Raw genomic sequence first — 19,435 nt, 5'->3', positions numbered from 1 at the left:
CGATATGGCGAATCTGTCCCACATCCAAGTGGGAAAACCGAGCCTTGCGCGACCGACCCCATGGCGAACGGCTCTCGTTACGGGGGCATCGAGCGGCATCGGCGCCGCGCTCGCGCATCGGCTTGCCGAAGGTGGCACCGAGGTCGTCCTCGCGGCCCGGCGCATCGAACTGCTCGAGGCGACGGCCCGCTCGATCCGGGCGCGCCGCGGAAGTGCCCGTGTGCTCGAACTGGACGTCACGCGACCGGACGACACCGTGGCCGCGATTCGCCGGGTCGACGCGGACGTTGGAGGCTTGGACCTCGTCGTTGCCAATGCCGGCATTGGATGGCCGCAGCCGGCGCGCTCGTTGAGCTGGGAAAAGATGTCGCCGCTCTTCGCGACGAATTTCACCGGTGCGTTGGCCACCTTGACGGCCGTGCTGCCCGAGATGGTGCGCCGCGGCCGCGGCCATCTGGTGGGCATCAGCTCCGTGGCCGTTTACGGGCCCACGCCGGGAGGCAGCGGATACCGTGCGACCAAGGCCGGGCTCACGACCTTTCTCGACAATCTTCGCATCGAGCTTGGGGACAGCGGTGTTCATGCCACCGCCGTGCACCCGGGCTTCGTTCGCACCCCGTTCGCCGATGCCTTTTCGATGCAGCCCCCGATGGTGTGGAGCGCCGACGACGCGGCCCATTTTATCGTGCGCCGGTTGCCAAAGGCGCCGGCGCGCATCGATTTCCCTTTTTCCGTGGTGCAGGCGATGCGCGTGCTTAGCGCGTTGCCCGCTTTCCTTCGCGATCGCCTCGTGCGTCGCGTCCGACTCGGCCCGGACGATGAGTGACGTCGCCGTTTTTTCCGCGATCGGGGCGGGCAGGGCTGCCCACGAACGCCGCCAGATGCTCGCCGGTCAGTGTCGACTTCGCCGCCACCAGGTCGGCCGGCGGACCCTCGAAGACGACTCGCCCGCCATCGTGGCCCGCGCCCGGTCCGAGGTCGATCATCCAATCGGCGTGCGCCATCACGGCCAGGTGGTGCTCGATCACGATGACCGACTTGCCGGAGTCCACCAGCCGATCCAAGAGCCCGAGCAGCTGCTCGAGATCGGCCAAGTGCAAGCCGGTGGTCGGCTCATCGAGCACGTAAACGCCGCCGTCCTCCCCCATGTGCGTCGCAAGCTTGAGCCGCTGTCGCTCGCCACCCGAGAGCGTGGTGAGCGGCTGGCCGAGTCGCAGGTAGCCGAGCCCCACATCGGCCATGCGCTGCAGAATCGCGTGCGCGGCCGGCGTACGCGCGTCGCCCGTGCCGAAGAAGCTGACGGCCTCCTGTACGGAAAGATCGAGCACCTCGGCGATGTTGAGCTTTCCGAGCCGATAGTTCAGCACCGACGCCTGAAACCGCCGGCCCGCGCAATCTTCGCAGACCGTGCTGACGCCGGCCATCATCACCAGGTCCGTGTAGATTACACCGGCACCGTTGCACGTCGGACAGGCGCCCTCGGAGTTGGCGCTGAACAGGGCCGGCTTCACGCCGTTGGCCTTCGCGAACGCCTTGCGGATCGGCTCCAGCAGATCGGTGTACGTGGCGGGGTTGCTCCGGCGCGAGCCACGGATCGGGGCCTGATCGACCGATACGACCCCCTCCCGGCCCGACACCGAGCCGTGGATCAGCGAGCTCTTACCCGATCCCGCCACGCCGGTGATGACCACCAGCACGCCGAGGGGGATGTCGACGTCGACATTCTTCAGATTGTGCGTGCGGGCACCGCGCACCTTCATCACCCCCGACGGCTTTCGCACCGACGGCTTCAGCGAGGCCCGATCGCTCAGGTGACGCCCGGTGAGCGTGCCGCTGGCCCGGAGCCCGTCGACGGTGCCCTGGAAGACCACCTCACCGCCGCCGCTTCCGGCGCCGGGACCGAGATCGATGACGTGGTCGGCGATCGCGATCGTCTCCGGCTTGTGTTCGACCACGAGGACCGTGTTGCCCTTGTCCCGCAACCGCAGCAGCAAGTCGTTCATCCGCTGGATATCGTGCGGGTGCAGCCCGATCGTGGGCTCGTCGAAGACATAGGTCACGTCCGTGAGCGACGAGCCGAGGTGGCCGATCATCTTGGTGCGCTGCGCCTCACCACCCGACAGGGTGCCCGACGGCCGATCGAGACTCAGGTAGCCGAGCCCGATCTCCACGAACGAGTCGAGCGTGTGCCCCAGCGTCGCCAAGAGCGGCGCGACCGAGGGCTCCTTCAAGCCGCGCACCCACTCGGCCAGCTCGTTGATCTGCATCGCACAGGCCTCGGCGATGTTGATGCCCTTGATCTTGGACGACCGCGCAGCCTCGTTGAGCCGGGTGCCCTTGCACTCGGGGCACGTGGCGAACGTGACCGCGCGCTCCACGAACGCGCGGACGTGCGGCTGCAGCGAATCGACGTCCTTGGAGAGGAACGATTTCTGAATCTGCGGGATGAGGCCCGTGTACGTCAGGTTGATGCCGTCGACCTTGATCTTGGTCGGCTCCTTGTGGAGCAGGTCGTGCAGCTCCTTCTTGGAGAACTTGCGGATCGCCTTGTCCGGGTCGAAGAAGCCACAGCCCCTGAAGATGCGGCCGTACCAGCCATCCATGCTGTAGCCGGGAATGGTGAGCGCTCCCTCGTTGAGCGATTTCTTGTCGTCGTAGAGCTGCGACAGGTCGATGTCGCTCACCGAGCCCATGCCCTCGCATCGCGGGCACATGCCGCCGGCGCGGTTGAAGATGACCTTCTCGGTCTTCCCGCCTGCCTTTTCGACGGTAATCGAGCCGGCTGCTCGCACCGACGGAACGTTGAAGGAGAAGGCGTTGGACGAGCCGATGTGCGGCTTGCCCAGACGGCTCCACAGCACGCGCAGCATCGCGCTGGCGTCGGTGGCCGTGCCGACCGTCGAGCGCGGGTTTCCGCCCATTCGCTCCTGGTCGACGCTGATCGCGGTGGTCAGCCCTTCGAGCACGTCGACCTCGGGCCGGCCGAGGGTCGGCATGAAGCCCTGCACGAAGGTGCTGTAGGTCTCGTTGATGAGCCGCTGCGACTCGGCCGCGATGGTGCCGAACACCAGCGACGACTTACCCGATCCCGATACGCCGGTGAACACCGTCAGCCGCCGCTTGGGGATCTCTACACTGACGTCCTTCAGGTTGTTCTCTCGAGCACCCTGGACGCGGATCAAGTCGTGGCTGTCGGCTTTGTGCGGATGGTTAGGGGAGGCCATGATTTGCGATGTTGTCATTGACTGTCGACGGTGTGAACCCGGCTCATGGAGTTTTCTCGAGCAGGTCGACGAGCTTTCCGCCCATCAACTTCCACCCGTAACGCGCCCCGCCGAAGTTCTGCTTCTGGGTGGGCTTGAAGCCCGTGTGCAGGAGGGAAAGCCGCGTGCCCGTTCCCGTTTTCGTTTCCGTTGGCGTGAGCGTGAACGTCACGACTGTGTCCATGTCGCCGACGACCCACGTGTAGCTGATCTTCCGACCCTCTTCGATTTCGAGCATGCGGCAATTCACGCGGCCGTCCCAACCCGGCATCGGCTGCGCCGTGAACGTGAATGCGGCCCCCGGCGCAAGCTCGAGACCGACGACGGGCAGAAGCCACTCCGCGAGCAACACGGGATCGGTGAGCGCGCGCCACACCTTCGCGGGCGAATGACGAAACTCGAATTCGAAGGAAAGGCGTTCCGTCTGCGACGGCGCGGTTTTGTCGGCAAGGGTCATTCGTCCATCTTCTCCAAAAGCTTTTCGAGGCGACCGACATGCTCGGTCCAGAAGGCTTGGTAGTGCGCAATCCAATCGATGAGTGGCTTCAACCCGCGCGGCTCCACCCGGTAATAGACGCTTCGCCCCTCGCGCCGGCCGCTCACGAGCCCAGCGTCTTTCAACGCGGCCAGATGCTGCGAGATCGCCGGCTGCGAAATCTCGAAGCGCGCCGTGAGATCCTTCACCGCCGCCTCACCCCGCGTGAGCGACTCGAAGATCGCCCGTCGGCTGGGATCCGCCAGTGCCTGGAAAATCTTGTTTTCGGCCGCGAGTGCAACCTGCATGGATGATAGATAAGTTTTAACTTATCGATTGTCAAGCGCGCCTGGAGGCGGACCACGGGATCGTGAGGCGCTCGCGCCGGACGACCGGCTCGAGCATGTGCACGAGCTCCTCGAGAAGCCACGCCTCGAGCTCGGTGCGCGGGATCGGCTTGTCGCCCTTTTCGAGCCAGCCCACCACGGCCCGGTCGACCACACCGGTCCACGATCGAAGCGTCAGCTCGACGAGCGGGCTCGGTTTGGTGATGCCCGCGCGCTCGCACATGATGGCGACGATGCGATCGCGCCCCGCCTCGATGAGCTCGTGCGCTTTGGGCGATGCGCGTGGCCCGTGGCCGAGCAGCGCGATCGTCGGCCCCTTGAGCATGGCAGCAAAATCGAAGAACGCGTGGATGGCTTGCACGACTTGCTCGCGGAGCGATGCGTTCGGCGGCGGGAGGAAGGGCAGGCGTTCGGCGACATTGCGCAACGCCGCGAGCTCGAGCTCTTCCACGCTCGAGAAGTAGCGGTAGAAGAGGGCGCGGGAGACCTCCGCCTCGCGGGTCACGTCCTCCGGCAAGATGGCATGCGCGGGCCGCTTGGCGAGGAGGCGCAGCGCTGCGGCGATGAGCTCACCGCGGCGCTCTTCGGGATCGAGCCGCCGCCGCGTCACGCCGGGTCGATTTTCGCGGCGAGGCGGAGCGCGTCGGGCGAGATGCGGCCGAGTGCCGCGAACACCTTGGCCTCGGCGGTCACCGGCACCACGGGGCGGTCGTCGATGCAGGCGCGAACGATGGCGTGCGCGACGCCCTGCGGGCCGTAGTTGCGCCGTGCATAGAGTGCCGACGTTTTCGCGCGGCGTTTGGCCTCGCCGTCTTCGCTCTCGCCGACGAAGCGTGTCGTTCGCGTGATATTGGTGTTCACGAAGCCGGGGCAGATGGCCGTGACATTCACGCCCGAGGATGCGAGGTCGGCGCGCATGCACTCGCTGAGCATCAGCACGGCCGCCTTGCTCGTGCAATATGCCGAAAGGGTGCGCGACGGCGCGTAGGCGGCGAGCGAGGCCACATTGACGATATGGCCGCCGACGCCGCTCTTCGCCATGGCGTCGCCGAAGAGTTTTGCGCCGTGAATCACGCCCCAGAGGTTCACGTCGAGCACGCGCTGGAAATCATCGAGCGACGTGTCGAGAAACGAGCCGGCTAGGCCGATTCCCGCATTGTTCACGACGACGTACGGCACGCCGTGCGCGCCCATGACCTCGTGGGCGAGCTTCTCCATTCCCGCGCGGTCGGCGACATCCACGGCATACGCGTGTGCACGCGCGCCGGAGGCCTCGCAGAGCTCCGCGGTACCTCTTGCCGTGGCCTCGTCGCGATCCACCGCCACGACCGTGGCGCCGAGGTTCGCGAACGCGAGGGCCGTCTTCTGGCCGATGCCGCTCCCGGCACCGGTGACGAGCACCAGTCGGCCGTCGAAGCGCCCTTTCGTGGTGGCGAGCGCACGGGCATGCGTTCGCGCGCTCGCGAGTGCCGGACTCTCGGCCTTGTTCTCCACCTGATCGACGAACTCTCCAATCCAGCGCGCGAGCTCGGCGGGGTGGCTGAGCGGCGTCCAGTGACCGGCCTTCAAGTCGCGACGCCACAGATTGGGGACGCGCAGCGCGAGTTCCTCGTACAGCGCCGGGGAGACGAACGGATCGTTCGTGCTCGCGATCGTTTGCACAGGCAGATCCGTCCTTGCTTCACGCGGGTGAAGAAGCTTCTGCGCGAAGTTCGCGCGATAGAGCCACACGCCGCGCGCCCCATCTTCGGCCTGCGTCGGGTTCACCTCGGGGTGCTTCGCGCCATCGAGCCGCAGCAGCCACGGCCACGCCTTGGCGATGCCACCTTTCCACGCAAGCGGTGCGAGGAGCGGCGCCTGAAAGGCGAAGATGTACCAGGAGCGGGCGAGTTGTCCGGCAAGCTCCACGAGCTTTCTCGGGGGGAGGCCCAGGCGCTTGCGGATCCACCACGCCGCGTGATCCAGGCACGGTGCGCCGAACGTCGTGAACGAGGCAAGGCGGTCTTTCGTGCGTTCGTCGAAGACGGCTTCCCAGGCTTGGATCGAGCCCCAATCGTGGCCGACGAGGTGGACCTTGCGTCCATCGGGAACGGTGGCCTCGATCACCGCGTGGAGATCGCCCACCAGGTGCTCGAGGGCGTAGCCGCCGAACATCGAGCCTGCGCTCGAGCGGCCCGCCCCGCGCACGTCGTACGCCACGACGAAGAAGCGTGCGGAAAGGGCAGGGATCACGCGCGACCAGACGTCCGAATTGTCCGGATAGCCGTGGACGAGTACGAGCGCGGGCTGTCGGGAATCGCCCCACGTGCGCACGTACAGGGACGCCCCGCCGCTGCCTGAGACACGAAGCTCGTTCATGGACGAAGGCGTAGCGCTATTAGACACATTGTCAATAGCGCCGCGGTTCACGCGGCGGCAACGCCGCCATCGACCACCAATTCGGCGCCGGTCACCCACTTCGCTGCGTCCGATGCCAGATACAAGGCCGCCGCCGCGATATCGCGAGGCTCGCCCAAGCGGCCCATTGGATGCAGGGCCAGTAGCGCTGCAAGCGCGGCATCGCGGTCGGGCGCGAGGCCCTGTTCCACGTAACTGTTCACGAATTGCTTGCCCATCTCCGTGAGAATCAGGCCGGGATGGATCGAGTTGACCCGAATGCCCGTGCCCATCCGGCCGCATTCCACGGCAGCGGCCTTCGTGAGGGCGCGCACAGCACCCTTGGTGGTGCAGTATGCGCCTTTCGCGGTGACGCCGATCATTCCGGCGACCGACGAAAGGTTGACAATCGAGCCGCCCTTGCCCGCCGCACCGCCCGGGGACATCGCGCGTACGGCGTGCTTGATGCCGAGAAATACGCCCTCCACATTGACCGAGTGGAGGCGTCGGAAGTCTTCCAGGCTGCACTGCGCCAGCATCGCGCTGCTCTCGATGCCCGCGTCGTTCACGAGGATGTCGAGCCCGCCCAGCTTTCTGACCGCCACGGCGATCGCAGCTTCCCATTGCGGCTCGATGGTGACGTCCTGAACCAGGTGCTCGGCGGTCCCGCCGGATGCGCGGATGGCCTGAGCGGTCGCGTAGGCCCCGTCATCCGCAATGTCGGTGACCAGCACTTTGGCCCCCGCCTGCGCCAGCGCACCGGCGATCTCGGCGCCCAGACCGCGGGCCGCACCCGTGACAAGCGCAGCTTTGCCGTCGAGACGAAATACTCGGGTGTAGTCCGTCATGATTTGGATCGCTCTCGGCGTCTGATGCGTTCTTCGCGATCGGCGTCGCGCGCCCTCCTAACCCGGTCGCCGCAGCCTCGAGGGCGGGTGGCTCGTATCGCGGCGCAGCAGTCGCCGCAGTGTGGACGGTTCCGCGTAGCCCACACGCTGGGCGATTTCGTCGATCGAAAGGCGGGTGGTCTCGAGAAGCATCGTCGCGACCTCGCCGCGGATCCTCTGCGCAAATCGGACCGGCGACATCCCGCATACCGTGTGCAAGCGGCGCGCAAATGTGCGCGACGTCAATCCGGCGGCGGCGGCCAGGTCGTCCATCGTGACTTCGCGCTCGATGTTTTTCCGCAGCCAGCTCTCGGCCCGCGCGATTTGCTCGTCCTGGCCGGCCAGGAACGTCATGGCCATGTAAGGGACCTGGGACGCTCGGCGATCGATGAGCAGATACCGCGCGCAGTCCTCCGCCGTTCGCGTTCCCGCGAACTTGGCAATCACCGCGAGCATCAGGTCCATCTGGGCCATCGCCGCGCCGGCCGTTGCGATGGGCCAATCGGCCACCACCACCTGTTCGGCGCAGAGCTCGACGTCGGGGTAGCGCTTGCGGAACGTGGGCGCCAACCACCACGTGGTCGTCGCGCGCCGGCCGGCGAGCAATCCCGCCTCGGCAAGGATGAACGTCCCCGCGCACGAGGCGGCGACCACGGCTCCTGCCGAGCGAGCCTCCTCGACGAGGCGAACGGCCCGCCGCACCATCGGCGTGGAAAGGCGCGCCGTCAAATCGGCCTCCGAAAAGCCGCCCAATCCCGGGACGATGACGATATCGCCGCTGCCAAACGTGCAGCTGCTCGCGCGAGTGACCTTCAGCGAGCGGATCTCGAAGGGCGCCCGCCGGCCCGCATGCACGCAAAGCACATTGGCGGCTTTTAGCGCGTCCAAGGCGATGGCAAGGCTCGAGGCCATGCCACCGGGTAGCTCGAGAACCGTGACGTTGCGCATGGCGAGATATCCCTGAAGTATGTCTTATTCGACACTAGTGCTCAGACGCGCCCCGGGGCAATCCTGTGACGGAACATGGCCTCGAAAAAGGAGCGCGCACGATGACGGAACGCAGCATGAAGCAAGACGATCCGCTGGACGACTTCGAGCATCGCCACGTCACGCTCGAAGGCATCGCCAAGACGGTGCATCGGATGGGGACGGGCCCAGCCGTGATCGTGATGACCGAGATGCCCGGCATCAGCCCTCATGTCGCGCGTTTCAGCCGGTGGGTTCGCGACGCCGGGTTTACGGTCTACATGCCGTCGCTCTTTGGCCGCGATGGTGCCGTACCCGGTGCCAAGGAAGGTGCCGAGGTGTTCCGGCGCGCGTGCGTCAGCGCGGAGTTCCGTGCCTTCGCCGCCAACGAATCGAGCCCCGCGACCCGATGGCTCAGGGCCCTGGCCCGGCTCGCGCACGAAGAGTGTGGCGGCCCCGGCGTCGGCGCCATCGGTATGTGCTTCACGGGAAACTTTGCCCTGTCGATGATGCTCGAACGCTCGATGCTGGCACCGGTATTGTGCCAGCCCGCGCTGCCGCTCGACGATCCCGCGGGGGTCGAAATCGCGCCCGGCGAGCTCGAGATCGTCCGCGAACGTCTCGAACGGGAGAATCTCACGGTACTCGCCTATCGATTCGAAGGAGACCGATTCTGCACGGCCCAACGCTTTGCCGCGTACGCCGGTGCTCTCGGCAAACGCTTCGTGGGGCGCGTTCTTCCGGACAGCGCCGCCAACACCGACGTTGCTCCGTTCTTCGCGCAGCACGTGGGCTGCCCGCACAGCGTGGTGACCGCGCACCTCATCGACGAGGCGGGCCAGCCAACCCTGGCTGCGCGCGACGAGATTCTCGCCTTCTTCGCGCGGCGCCTTCACGAGCTTGCACGTCAGCCCGCCCTCGATGACGCGACGAGCTCCGCATCGAGCACCTGACCCGTCTCGAGACGCGTGGCCTGGAAAGGCTGAAATAGGCCCTTCATGCGCGCCGGAAGTGCATCGCCAAGCTGCTCCACGGGAAGCATGCGGGCAGGGGGATCGGGCCATGCATTCGAGGGCGGAAGCACGGCGGTGAGATCCTGCATCCAGATGTAGCCCAGACCGCCTTCGTTGTTGCTGCGGACGACCAAGTCGACCTCGGGCAGGAGGATGCCACAGCTTCCATCCCACGCGACCGCACGCAGCACACGCCCCGGCGCCAGATCGGACCGAAGGAGCAAAATCCTCGGGACGAAGCAGGCAATGAGCTCGTCGTCCATGTGTTTCGTCAGAGCCTCCGTGGCGATGTTCCAACGCCAGGTGCTGGCGATGTCGGCCGAGGGCAAGGTCCACGGTGACTCGTCGTTCCCTTTCAGCAAGATGCGGGAGGCTGCGCGGTTGCCTTCGTCCCAGCCTCGAAGAAACCCGGCTCCGTCGTAGTCGATGCCCGCGATGACGCCCTGCGGATCGTCGACGCCCAGGTCGAAATGCCGCACGAACGCCGCGATCTCGGGCTCCGCCTCCAGGGCGAACACATGCGGGCGGAAATAGTTCATGTTGAACGCAATGGGCAGCACGGCCGGAGCCTCGGGGTCCTGATCGACGGCCTCGAAGTCAAACTGAAAATGGACGCCCGTGGCTTCGTTCGCGTAGGCGGCTTGGCCGCTGCTCGGGGTGCCGTGGAAGCGGTAGCGAGCGCGCTTTTCGAACCATCTCCGCATCTCGTCCATGGACGATGGCGAGGCGTTGCGGGGGCGAAAGTGAAGGTCGTAACTCATGGGCGTGCCCTCGCCATGTTAGCGATAAGCGTCTCGGTTTTGAGGTCCGCGGACGAGGGTGGTCTCGAACTTCTCGCCAATGGGGATTTTCTCCGGCTCGCGTGCAAACGTCTGAACGAAGCCGCAGCGGCGACAAACGTAGGCTTCGATGATGCCGAAGGCCACCGGAGGCCTCAGGCTGAAGACCATCCCGGATAGCTGCGCGGTTCGGGCGTGCGTGACGGTGAGCATGTAGGAGCCTGCGTCGTCGCTATCGTCGATGGCTCGCGGCATCGCCCGCACGATTTCATTGTGATGGCAGAGGGGACACGTACCTTCTCGAATGTCGTGCATGCTTCGAGGGTAGCGAAAAAAAAGACCCCAGGTTTCGCGCACTTACAAAAAGATCGTCCCTCTTTGTCGCTTGACCGGGGCGCCGTTCGTCGTGTCATTGGAAACGCCGGCAGCCGCCGGTCCACCCAGGAGTCGAACATGCGTTTCATGATCATGCACAAAAACGATCCGCAGACCGAAGCGGGGCAGCCGCCGCCGATGGAGTTGGTCACCAAGATGGGCGCGTTCATCGGCGAGTACGCGAAGAGCGGTCGCTTCGTCGATGGCGCCGGCCTGAGTGGCAGCAAATCGCGCACGCGCCTCCTTTTCCGCGACGGGCGCTGTACGGTGAAGCACGGCCCCTACCAGGGCGAGCACGAGCTGCCCTCCGCGATGCTGCAGTTGAAGGTGGAGACCCGCGAGCAGGCCATCGGTTGGGCGGAGCGCTACGGCAAGATCCTCGGCAACGGCGAGATCGAGCTTGGCAAGGTGAACGAGCCCTGGGACATCGGGCTGATGCCACCGCCGGAGAACCCGCCACTCCAATTCCTCCTCATCGAGAAGGCGGATGAAGTCACCGAATCCGGCGGGCGCAGTGCGAAGCAGAAGGCCGACCTCACCCGACTGAAGTCCGAAATGACCAAGGCCGGGGTGCTCGTCAAAACGTTGCAGTTGAAGCCCAGCAACCAGGCGAAGCGCCTCGTGTTCACCAACAACGACATGCGCGCGATCGATGGGCCGTTTGCGGAGTCGAAAGAGCTGCTCGGCGGCTTTGCCGTGATGGACCTCTCGGGAATGGACGAGACGATCGCGATGTGCCGGCGCTACGCCGAGATCCTCGGCGGCACGCTGGAAATCGATGTCCGCCTCGTCGAGACGGATGACGAAGCCGCCTGACGTAGGTTGCGTCTATTGGAACTTCCACGGGCTCTGGTGCGGAAGGGTGGCGACGCCTTTTTTGACGGCAATCCCGTGGATGTCCTTGTAGGAAAGCCAGTACGTCCGTTGGACGTTGCTCCACTCTTGCGTGAGGCCGCTCGCGGGATCCGAAATGAGAAACTCGTGGCGATGAGCGAAATGTCGCGCGTGCCGTTTTCGCCGGTTTGGAGTTCCGTGTGCAGCTCGTCCTGCGACGGCGGATTCTGCTTCACGCTGATGGCAATTCGCGTAGCCGCCGGTCCGCACCACGTGATCTCGCATTCACCCTCCCACGTTGCAGTTAGTTGTTTGACGTTGCTCAGCTTGCAAGAGCAATCTTTGAGCGACCTGCGACATCGCCATTGGTCTCGGCGAGCTGCGAGTGGCCCTCCGAGCGCGTGAATTCCTGATCCCGAAGTCAGGGAGGCCTTGGAATGGGGAGATCTGGAAGGGGTCGTGCCGCCCCGGCAGTGCGCCTTATTGGATCACCCGCGGTCTTTTGCCAGGGCGCGCTGAAATCCTGGGCGCGTGGTACAGCGGGCCAAGTACTCCGCGAGAAGGGGAGACGAGGGAATCACCTTCGTGACGTTCATTCCGAACTGCAAGGCCGACGCAACCATGATGTCGGCCGCCGTGAATCGGTCGCCTGCAATGTAGGGACGGCTCGAGAGAGCTCGTTCGACGTATCGAAGCGACTCTTCGAACGAGCCGAGGACCATTGGCATGTTCTGCCACTTGTGGAACGCGCCAGACAGTCCAGGCTCGAGCGAGGCGGCACAAAACACCAACCAGCTCACGAAGGCCGCGCGACCTGGCTCGCCGACGCGGGGACCCAATCCGGCTTCGGGAAATGCGTCGGAGAGATAAAGGCAAATGGCCGATGATTCGATGACGGTTTCGCCGTCGTGGACGATGGCCGGAACCTTGAGTTGCGGATGCACGTCGCGATAGGTCTCGTCCGCACCACCCGAGCCATCGGCGCGCCGAATGTTCACGAGCTTCATCTCATAAGCAATCCCCAGTTCCTCCAGAGCCCAGAGAGCGCGAAAGGACCGCGATTGCGGAGCATGGTAAAAGGTCAGCATGGTTCGATGTTACACGGGCCAGACTCGTGGTGTGGCGCGCTTTGCTTCCTTCGCAATGGATTCGTCCATGCTAGGTTTGCGATGTGCGAGGAAGTGTCGATCCGGATCATGAGCGAAAGAGATCCACCATTTCTCTACTTGCCGGGGTGGCCCTCGTCGTCGGTGCGATCCTTCTTCTCATGGGTGTGCTGTCATTTGGCTCGGTTTTCTTCCGTCCCTCGTCGGAGTTCTTCGCCGACCCCCATCGGGTGATGGACCAAAACAGCAGCTCGGCCTTCACCGGGATTCTGTGCGCGGGAATTGGCGGGATCCTCCTCGTCTTCGGCGCAAGGGCTTTGTTCTTTGCTCGCTCGGGCAGCATCTTGCGTTACATCGCTGGCGAGACGATTCCCTTCGCAAAAGACGCGGCCGAGGAAGCCGGGGACATCGCTCGCGGGTTCTGGCGTGGCAAGCGAAACCACGCGCGCCGCGCGAAGAAGCAGACGATCAAGGTGCGATGCACGGCATGCCGTCACCTCGAACGAGAAGACGCAAAGTTTTGCAGCGGCTGCGGCGCGCCCATGTGATTGCGTGATTGGGCGCGCGCTCAGGGCTCAGGGGCAGAGTTTCGTGACGGAGCGAATGCGAATGGCGCTGTCCACGTTGGCATCGTTCGTCTGGTCGCCAATGGCGATGTTGGAATTGGTGGTAAACGCGTTGCGTGTGAGTGCGGCCACCCCATCGACGCGGACGCGCGCGACATTGGACGCGTCGAGCGAAAACTCGTACGTGTGGTACGCGCCATCCACGACGGATGCGGCAAACGACTGCGTGTCGTCGGCCCACCCGATTTTGGTCGGGTCGAGATAGACCATTTGAGCGCGATCGGTGGAGGTGCCGACCGACGGAGTAAACGAGCCCATGATGGCTGCGGCGCTATCGTATTGATTGTGCGCATTCACGGATTCGACGCGCATCACCACTTGGATCCGATAGGGCCGCGCGCTATCGATGGCTCCGGGAAGGTACACCAGCAATTGCCCGCTCGTTCGTTCCCCCGAAACCGTCGATGTCTTTAGGTAGGTATAGTCATCGACGTACGTCAGCGAAGCCTGACCTTGCGAAACGACGGTCCAGCCCTGCCGGGTGACGTCTTGCCCACCGACGAGCAGCGTCTTGGGGCACGTTGCAGCATCGGGCGCACCATCCGCATCGTTGGCCGCGTCACGGGCTGCGTCCAAGCTGGCATCGCTGGCGGCGTCCAAATCGGCGTCGGACCCGGCGTCCATGCTGGCGTCGATTCCGGTGTTGCCGTCGGCCACCGCGTCCTTGCCGGCGTCTCCTGCATCGCCAGGTGGTCCGCCATCGGACGGTGAGTCATCGCTGGAACCGCAGGCGGTAAAAAGCAATACGACGGCCAAAGCCGGGAGTGGGCGCATCTTGTCACGATACACAAAGCGCGCGTTGGAATGATCCTCCGCGCACGTTGCGGAGAGGCGCGCGCGCTGTTGCGCCACCGCAAGACGTGCGCTTCACTCACCTGAGGTAGGGGCTATTCGCTTTGGACGGTAACGGATTTTGACGCGGTACCCTGCTGCCCGTCCGACGTCCTGACGGTCACGGACACCAGGTACGAGGGCGGCGAGGCGGTCATCCATCGATGCTCGGTGCTGGTGCCCTCTCCGCTTTGGCCATCGCCAAAGTTCCACCGTGCACTCGTCAGCGGGCCACCCGAGGAGCTGGTCACGGTCAGGATGACTTTCTCGTTGACCAGGGGGCTGGGGCGGCTCATGAGGATTTCGAGCGTTGGCGGCGGCCTAAGGGTCGGATCGGACGAGGGGTTGCTCGGGCCGGGCTGTGAAATGCCAATGGAGGGCTCGTCGGACGAACAAGCGGGCAACGCCAAGGAAAGCAGCGCCGCTAGGATGGATACGGGGCGGACATGGACGGGCATATCCACTTCTTCGGCCGGCGGGTGAGCAAAGTTGAGCGATGTCAGCCAGCCCGCACCGAAGAGGCCGCATTCGTCGGAGGGGGGCCGCCGTTGCGTTCAAGCGTGGGGTTCGCGGGCTACCTACGCTCGGATGCATGAACCGACATGTTCTGGAGATGCCGCACCTTCAAACGCTCGTCACCCATACCGCGTGGGCCAACCGACAGATGTTCGCCGCCCTTCGCGAGGTTGATTCCTTCGACTCGCAGAACGGCGCAGGCTTGATTGTCCGGGTCCTCGACCATATCCACGTCGTCCGCCGGATCTTTCAGGCCCACCTGCAGGGTGTTTCGCACGGTTACGAGTCGACGCAGAGCGCGGTCCTTCCCACACTCGACGAGCTCGATCGCGCATACGAGACCATCGACCGTTGGTACGTGGATACGACGGCGTCACTCGGCGCGGAGGAGCTCGAACGACCTCGCGACGTACGCTTCACCGACGGGAAAGTCGTGACGATGAGCCCCGCGACGATGCTTCTCCACGTGGTCACGCACACGATCCATCATCGCGGAAATGTGGATGCAATCATGTACCAATGCGGAATGCCGCGACGAAGGGACGGATTCCCCGAGTTCCTGGTCAGTCGAGCGTCCGCCACGTGACCGCGGTGAGCCCCTGAGTTGGCGTTATGCCGAATTGCTCGCGGAAGACGCGACTCAGGTGGGCGCTGTCTGCGAACCCGGCGGAGATTGCCGCGGCACTCAGGCTCGCTCCTGCCTCCACGGCGGCGACGGCGCGGCGCAAGCGCTTCCACCTTAGATACGCGCGCATCGGGAGTCCGACATCGCGTGCGAAGGCGTGTCGCATTTGCCGCGGCGAGAGCCCGGCCTCTTGCGAAAGGCTTGCGAGGTCGACGTCGTCGGCGCCATCGAGGTACGCGCACATGCGACGTGCGGCCGGGTGTCGCGGTTCCGGTGGCTGACGCAGGTCGAGCGCTGCGAAAATCGACGCCATGAGGGCGCGCGCCATCTCGGGCGTGGGATCGCGAGGGACGCTCACGTCGATCGAATCGCGTCCCCACGTTTCGCATCGAGGCTCGGCATGACGAGAGAGCCCTCGGCTCGCCAAGTCGTCTCCATCGAGGAACAGGAGCGCGGCATGCGCACACGCGCCATGGCTATGGAGCAGGCGAGGGGGAATGACGGCCGCAACGGCGTGAATGCGTCCGCCGGCTCCGTCCTCGATGGATAGCCCCTGCGGCGCGATGATGATTTGGGTCGCATGGTGCGCGTGGCGCCTCGTGGCCACGAGCGGGCCCACGTAGAGAATTCGAGTCCCCGAAAGAAACACCGTACCGTTCAACCGTTCCGGAACCATTCGCGCCTCTTCCACTATAGGGCATACGCGGTCCCATCTCCACAGGCCGAAAACTCGAGTCCGTGAGGCTGTCGACTCTCGACGTCCCCCTGTCGGATTTCGTCACTCTCGGCGCTTACCGGTAACGCGACCGCCAAAACAACGATATTGCGATTGGAGAGCTGAAGGTTCCCGCGCTCGTTTCTGTCGAGACAACGGCGCGCGCGTGCGCGGGGGACCCTGTCGCGACTACACAATTGCGTTTGCCCATCGGAGCGCGCATTGACAAGGCACGTCTTGTACATAGTCTGTATTGGCGTCGGACATCGAGCGCGCGCGTAATTGGAGTGCGCGCAATTGCGGAATTCGATGACGCGTCAATTCGAAATTACAAACGGGCAATCAACGGAGACGAGCAAAGGCATGGCAAACACCATCAAGGAATCGCTGGGCAAACTCGAGGGTACCGAGGGCTTCGTCGGCGCCGCGGTCGTCGACTCGGAGAGCGGTATGTGTCTCGGAAGCATTGGAGGCGGTGCGCTCAACCTCGAGCTCGCCGGTGCGGCCAATTCGGAGGTCGTGCGGGCGAAGCGCAAGGCCATGAAGTCGCTCAACATACGTGACGAGATCGAGGACATTCTCATTGCGCTCGGCAAGCAATACCATCTCATCCGCCCGCTGAAGAATCGCCCCAGCATCTTCTTCTATGTCGCGCTCGATCGCTCCAAGGCCAATCTCGCGATGGCCCGCTTCGCCCTTTCCGACGTGGAGGGCGAGATCGTCCTCTCCTGAAGAGCCATCCACGTCGTCGCCGGCCATGCTCCTCGTCGGAGAGGGGGCTTTCGCTGCTGCAGAAGGGCGAGCGAACCGCATATGGGATGAACCGGCAAGAGCCCGTCCCGTCCTGGCGGACAAGAAAGGGACTGACCTCCCGTCGGTAGCCGAAGCTAGCGACACCCCGCGTGCTCGAAGGCACAATTGGTTGCCCGAAGGCTTGGGGCTCAAGGGAGGTCAGTCCTTTTAGAAAAGCTCGAAGCCTCCAAGCTAGATGAGATGACGCGCACTCTCATCGCGCCCTTGGTCGCTCCTATGGCCACATCGGCGGCATTCGCGAATCCATCGGAACCCCCTCGACCTCGCCGTCCGCCTTGCGCTTTCCGAACTGGGGAAGGGAGAGGGAACCGCCAAGGCGCCAAGAACGCCAAGGATTGGGAGGGAGTGAGGCGTTTCAGCACATCGATGAAACTTGGCGACCTTGGCGTCTTGGCGGTTTTCCACTTCTGTTCGAGGGTCGTGCAGGTGATTAGATCGTCCCACCACGGTCCTATGGCCATATCGGCGGCATTCGCTATTCGCGAATCGCGAATAGCGAATCCATCGGAACCCCCTCGACCTCGCCGTCCGCCTTGCGCTTTCCGAACTGGGGAAGGGAGAGGGAACCGCCAAGGCGCCAAGAACGCCAAGGATTGGGAGGGAGTGAGGCGTTTCAGCACATCAATGAAACTTGGCGACCTTGGCGACTTGGCGGTTTTCCACTTCTGTTCGAGGGTCGTGCAGGTGATTAGATCGTCCCACCACGGTCCTATGGCCATATCGGCGGCATTCGCTATTCGCGAATCGCGAATCCATCGGAACCCCCTCGACCTCGCCGTCCGCCTTGCGCTTTCCGAACTGGGGAAGGGAGAGGGAACCGCCAAGGCGCCAAGAACGCCAAGGATTGGGAGGGGGTGAGGCGCTTCAGCACATCAATGAAACTTGGCGACCTTGGCGACTTGGCGGTTTTCCACTTCTTTCCTTCTTTTTCTGTTCGATGATTGTGCGTTCTCTACCTTGCGCGGCGAAATTGTTTGCGGTAGGCCGCAGGAGAGACCGAGAACGCAGATGTGAAATGCTGGCGCAGCGACACGGTGGAGCCGAAACCGACGATTTCGGCGATGCGATCGATCGCCTTATCGCTGGTCTCCAGGAGCCGCTGCGCGGATGCCAGTCGATGGTTCAACAGCCATTGCGATACCGTCGTTCCCGTTTTTAGCTTGAAGCGCCGGGTGAAGTTGCGCCGGCTCATCGCGGCCTTGGTGGCCAGCATGTCCAGGGATAGTGGCTGCTCGAGATGTTCGATGGCCCAGTCCAGGGTAATGGTGAGCTGGTCGCTGCCGCCGGTTTCCGGCAAGGGTTGCTCGATGTATTGCGCCTGGCCGCCATGGCGATGCGGCGCAACGACCATGCGCCGCGCGATGCGGTTTGCCACCTCGGCGCCGTGATCGCGGCGTAGCAAGTGCAGGCAGCAGTCGATTGCCGCCGCGGTGCCGGCCGAGGTCACGATAGGGCCGTCATCGATGTAAAGTGCTTTCCGATCGAGTTTGACGCGTGGGTATTGGCGGGCAAAATCGTCGGCCCACACCCAGTGGGTGGACGCTGTGCGGCCATCCAGCAAACCGGCTTCGGCGAGCACGAAAGCGCCCAGGCACAAGCCTACGATCCTTGCACCGCGCGCGTGCGCCTTGCGCAGAGCCTTCAGCAATACCTCGGGCGGGCGCTCGTCCGGATCTCGCCAGGCTGGCACGATCACGGTGTGGGCTTCCGCCAGCGCGGACAGGTCGTACTTTACATGGATATCGAAGCCCGACATGGTCGGAATCAGGCCTGGTTTCTCACCGCATATCCGCAATCGGTAACGCGGCACGCCCAGCCTGGCCAGGTCGTCGCCAAACACCATGCACGGCACCGACAGATGGAACGGGCTGATGCCCTCGAAGGCGATCACCGCCACGGTGTTCGCCGTCTTCGGAGCCTGGCCTGGTTTCGACATGGCCCGATCCTATCACATTATGGCTATCGGGCCACTTTTGCCGTCCGGCCCGAGCCCCCATACTTCGGCCTATGAACTCCGTATCCGCAATCCTACTGTCCACCGTGGCACTTCTGACTTCCTCACCATTGCAGCCGAACAAGCTGACGTCTTTGCCCACCGCCGATTTGAAATGGGTCGAGATCGCCGGCACCGGTGGCATCAAATACGCGAACGTCCGCGGCAACCTGACCGGGAAAGGCCCCTACGAGGCATTCGTCATCTTTCCCGCGGGCAAAGACAATCCTTTCCATACCCATTCGCAAAATCTGCCGACCGTCGTGCTGAAGGGAACCTTCTACGCGGTCATCGACGGCAAGCGCGTGGAGTATCCAGCTGGGTCGTTCTACAATCTGCCTGCGAATCTTCCGCATTACAGCGGCTGCAACAAAGGTGAGGACTGCCTACTGTTTCAATATCAGCTCGACCACTTCGATTTGGTTCCGCAGGAAGCGAAGAAATAACCGCGGCGGGTGCCACGCGATTGGATTTGGCCGCGGTCGATGGCCATGATATTCGATGGCCATGGCCCAATGGCTGGGACAATTCACCGGGCGCTCGCATGCGACACGTGTCGAGGATGCCGAGGCAGCCATGCGGCAAGCCGTTAGCGCATTTCATGCGGGGGCCCCCGATGCGAAGGCGCTGCGGAAGGTGCAAAAGTTTGCCGAGCGATTGTTGCGAGCGCGGCTGCAGTTCCTCAAAGCTCGCATTGCCGATGGCGAGAGAATTCCCACGGCTGAAGAGCTTACGAAGAGAGAGCAAGAGCTTGCGCGGCTACGACGAGCTGAATCCGCCGCGCGCGCAGGCGGCGTTGGTGCCATCCTCGGGGAGTTTGGAATCGCGGAATGATGCGCCGTGCGATGCGCGCCGTGAGATCGGCGCGATAGGCGGCACGGTGGCGTGACTAGAA

Annotated in this window: 23 protein-coding genes; 8 read left to right on the top strand and 15 right to left on the bottom strand. The window is 64.1% G+C overall.

Annotated elements, in window-relative coordinates; translation table 11 throughout:
• Positions 1–4 precede the first annotated feature (4 nt).
• Complete coding sequence (locus tag LZC95_27580) at positions 5–826, top strand: SDR family NAD(P)-dependent oxidoreductase (GenBank protein WXA90211.1); 822 nt, start codon at positions 5–7, stop codon at positions 824–826.
• Here LZC95_27580 and LZC95_27575 read toward each other — a convergent pair.
• The 7 genes from LZC95_27575 to LZC95_27545 are packed head-to-tail and all read right to left on the bottom strand — an operon-like array spanning position 756 to position 8,296.
• Positions 756–3,224: an excinuclease ABC subunit UvrA gene (locus LZC95_27575; GenBank protein WXA90210.1), complete on the bottom strand. Its 2,469-nt coding sequence runs from the start codon at positions 3,222–3,224 to the stop codon at positions 756–758. The genes LZC95_27580 and LZC95_27575 overlap by 71 nt on opposite strands.
• A gap of 43 nt (positions 3,225–3,267) precedes the next feature.
• Positions 3,268–3,720: an SRPBCC domain-containing protein gene (locus LZC95_27570; protein ID WXA90209.1), complete on the bottom strand. Its 453-nt coding sequence runs from the start codon at positions 3,718–3,720 to the stop codon at positions 3,268–3,270.
• Entirely contained in the window at positions 3,717–4,046 is a 330-nt protein-coding gene (locus LZC95_27565; GenBank protein WXA90208.1) for a metalloregulator ArsR/SmtB family transcription factor, read from the bottom strand. The genes LZC95_27570 and LZC95_27565 overlap by 4 nt, the downstream gene beginning before the upstream one ends.
• A 31-nt stretch (positions 4,047–4,077) precedes the next feature.
• Positions 4,078–4,695, bottom strand: coding sequence for a TetR/AcrR family transcriptional regulator (locus tag LZC95_27560; GenBank protein ID WXA90207.1), 618 nt, complete (start codon positions 4,693–4,695; stop codon positions 4,078–4,080).
• Positions 4,692–6,443 (bottom strand): SDR family oxidoreductase, encoded by a 1,752-nt coding sequence (locus tag LZC95_27555; protein WXA90206.1) that lies wholly within the window; start codon positions 6,441–6,443, stop codon positions 4,692–4,694. The genes LZC95_27560 and LZC95_27555 overlap by 4 nt, the downstream gene beginning before the upstream one ends.
• Before the next feature lie 47 nt (positions 6,444–6,490).
• A complete protein-coding gene (locus LZC95_27550; protein WXA90205.1) occupies positions 6,491–7,309 on the bottom strand; it encodes a glucose 1-dehydrogenase in 819 nt (272 codons plus the stop codon).
• A gap of 57 nt (positions 7,310–7,366) precedes the next feature.
• The gene (locus tag LZC95_27545) at positions 7,367–8,296 is read right to left on the bottom strand and encodes a helix-turn-helix domain-containing protein (protein WXA90204.1); all 930 of its coding nucleotides are present in this window, start codon (positions 8,294–8,296) and stop codon (positions 7,367–7,369) included.
• Positions 8,297–8,397: 101 nt separating this feature from the next.
• Here LZC95_27545 and LZC95_27540 point away from each other — a divergent pair, with 101 nt between their 5' ends.
• Entirely contained in the window at positions 8,398–9,267 is an 870-nt protein-coding gene (locus LZC95_27540) for a dienelactone hydrolase family protein (protein ID WXA90203.1), read from the top strand.
• Here the strand turns inward: LZC95_27540 and LZC95_27535 are convergent.
• Positions 9,222–10,088 (bottom strand): hypothetical protein, encoded by an 867-nt coding sequence (locus LZC95_27535; GenBank protein WXA90202.1) that lies wholly within the window; start codon positions 10,086–10,088, stop codon positions 9,222–9,224. The two genes, LZC95_27540 and LZC95_27535, sit on opposite strands and share 46 nt — an antisense overlap.
• 18 nt (positions 10,089–10,106) lie before the next feature.
• Positions 10,107–10,421, bottom strand: a complete 315-nt coding sequence (locus LZC95_27530; protein ID WXA90201.1) for a hypothetical protein — start codon at positions 10,419–10,421, stop codon at positions 10,107–10,109.
• Between the two features lie 147 nt (positions 10,422–10,568).
• Here LZC95_27530 and LZC95_27525 point away from each other — a divergent pair, with 147 nt between their 5' ends.
• A complete protein-coding gene (locus tag LZC95_27525; protein WXA90200.1) occupies positions 10,569–11,297 on the top strand; it encodes a YciI family protein in 729 nt (242 codons plus the stop codon).
• A gap of 12 nt (positions 11,298–11,309) precedes the next feature.
• On the opposite strand, the gene LZC95_27520 is transcribed toward LZC95_27525, so the two are convergent.
• The gene (locus LZC95_27520; protein WXA90199.1) at positions 11,310–11,600 is read right to left on the bottom strand and encodes a hypothetical protein; all 291 of its coding nucleotides are present in this window, start codon (positions 11,598–11,600) and stop codon (positions 11,310–11,312) included.
• 203 nt (positions 11,601–11,803) lie between these two features.
• A complete protein-coding gene (locus tag LZC95_27515) occupies positions 11,804–12,403 on the bottom strand; it encodes a glutathione S-transferase family protein (GenBank protein WXA90198.1) in 600 nt (199 codons plus the stop codon).
• 83 nt (positions 12,404–12,486) lie between these two features.
• On the opposite strand from LZC95_27515, the gene LZC95_27510 reads away from it, so the two are divergent.
• A complete protein-coding gene (locus LZC95_27510) occupies positions 12,487–12,969 on the top strand; it encodes a hypothetical protein (protein WXA90197.1) in 483 nt (160 codons plus the stop codon).
• Positions 12,970–12,996: 27 nt separating this feature from the next.
• Here the strand turns inward: LZC95_27510 and LZC95_27505 are convergent, their stop codons facing one another.
• A complete protein-coding gene (locus LZC95_27505; GenBank protein WXA90196.1) occupies positions 12,997–13,821 on the bottom strand; it encodes a hypothetical protein in 825 nt (274 codons plus the stop codon).
• A gap of 113 nt (positions 13,822–13,934) precedes the next feature.
• Positions 13,935–14,336, bottom strand: coding sequence for a PKD domain-containing protein (locus LZC95_27500; protein ID WXA90195.1), 402 nt, complete (start codon positions 14,334–14,336; stop codon positions 13,935–13,937).
• 134 nt (positions 14,337–14,470) lie between these two features.
• Here LZC95_27500 and LZC95_27495 point away from each other — a divergent pair, with 134 nt between their 5' ends.
• Positions 14,471–14,980: a hypothetical protein gene (locus tag LZC95_27495; protein WXA90194.1), complete on the top strand. Its 510-nt coding sequence runs from the start codon at positions 14,471–14,473 to the stop codon at positions 14,978–14,980.
• Here LZC95_27495 and LZC95_27490 read toward each other — a convergent pair.
• Complete coding sequence (locus LZC95_27490) at positions 14,958–15,695, bottom strand: AraC family transcriptional regulator (GenBank protein ID WXA90193.1); 738 nt, start codon at positions 15,693–15,695, stop codon at positions 14,958–14,960. The genes LZC95_27495 and LZC95_27490 overlap by 23 nt on opposite strands.
• 402 nt (positions 15,696–16,097) lie before the next feature.
• Between LZC95_27490 and LZC95_27485 the strand changes: the two genes are divergently transcribed.
• Complete coding sequence (locus LZC95_27485; protein ID WXA90192.1) at positions 16,098–16,466, top strand: hypothetical protein; 369 nt, start codon at positions 16,098–16,100, stop codon at positions 16,464–16,466.
• 1,033 nt (positions 16,467–17,499) lie between these two features.
• On the opposite strand, the gene LZC95_27480 is transcribed toward LZC95_27485, so the two are convergent.
• Complete coding sequence (locus tag LZC95_27480) at positions 17,500–18,483, bottom strand: helix-turn-helix domain-containing protein (protein WXA90191.1); 984 nt, start codon at positions 18,481–18,483, stop codon at positions 17,500–17,502.
• A gap of 71 nt (positions 18,484–18,554) precedes the next feature.
• Here LZC95_27480 and LZC95_27475 point away from each other — a divergent pair, with 71 nt between their 5' ends.
• Together LZC95_27475 and LZC95_27470 are read left to right on the top strand one after the other, a co-directional pair.
• Positions 18,555–18,986 carry a cupin domain-containing protein gene (locus LZC95_27475; protein WXA90190.1) on the top strand — a complete coding sequence of 144 codons (432 nt, stop codon included), beginning with the start codon at positions 18,555–18,557 and terminating at the stop codon, positions 18,984–18,986.
• Positions 18,987–19,047: 61 nt separating this feature from the next.
• Complete coding sequence (locus LZC95_27470; protein WXA90189.1) at positions 19,048–19,374, top strand: hypothetical protein; 327 nt, start codon at positions 19,048–19,050, stop codon at positions 19,372–19,374.
• Positions 19,375–19,435 lie beyond the last annotated feature (61 nt).

It is taken from the genome of Sorangiineae bacterium MSr12523, assembly GCA_037157775.1.
Classification (GTDB): Bacteria; Myxococcota_A; Polyangia; order Polyangiales; family Polyangiaceae; genus Pendulispora; species Pendulispora brunnea.
This window is presented reverse-complemented; position numbering and strand designations above follow the sequence as displayed.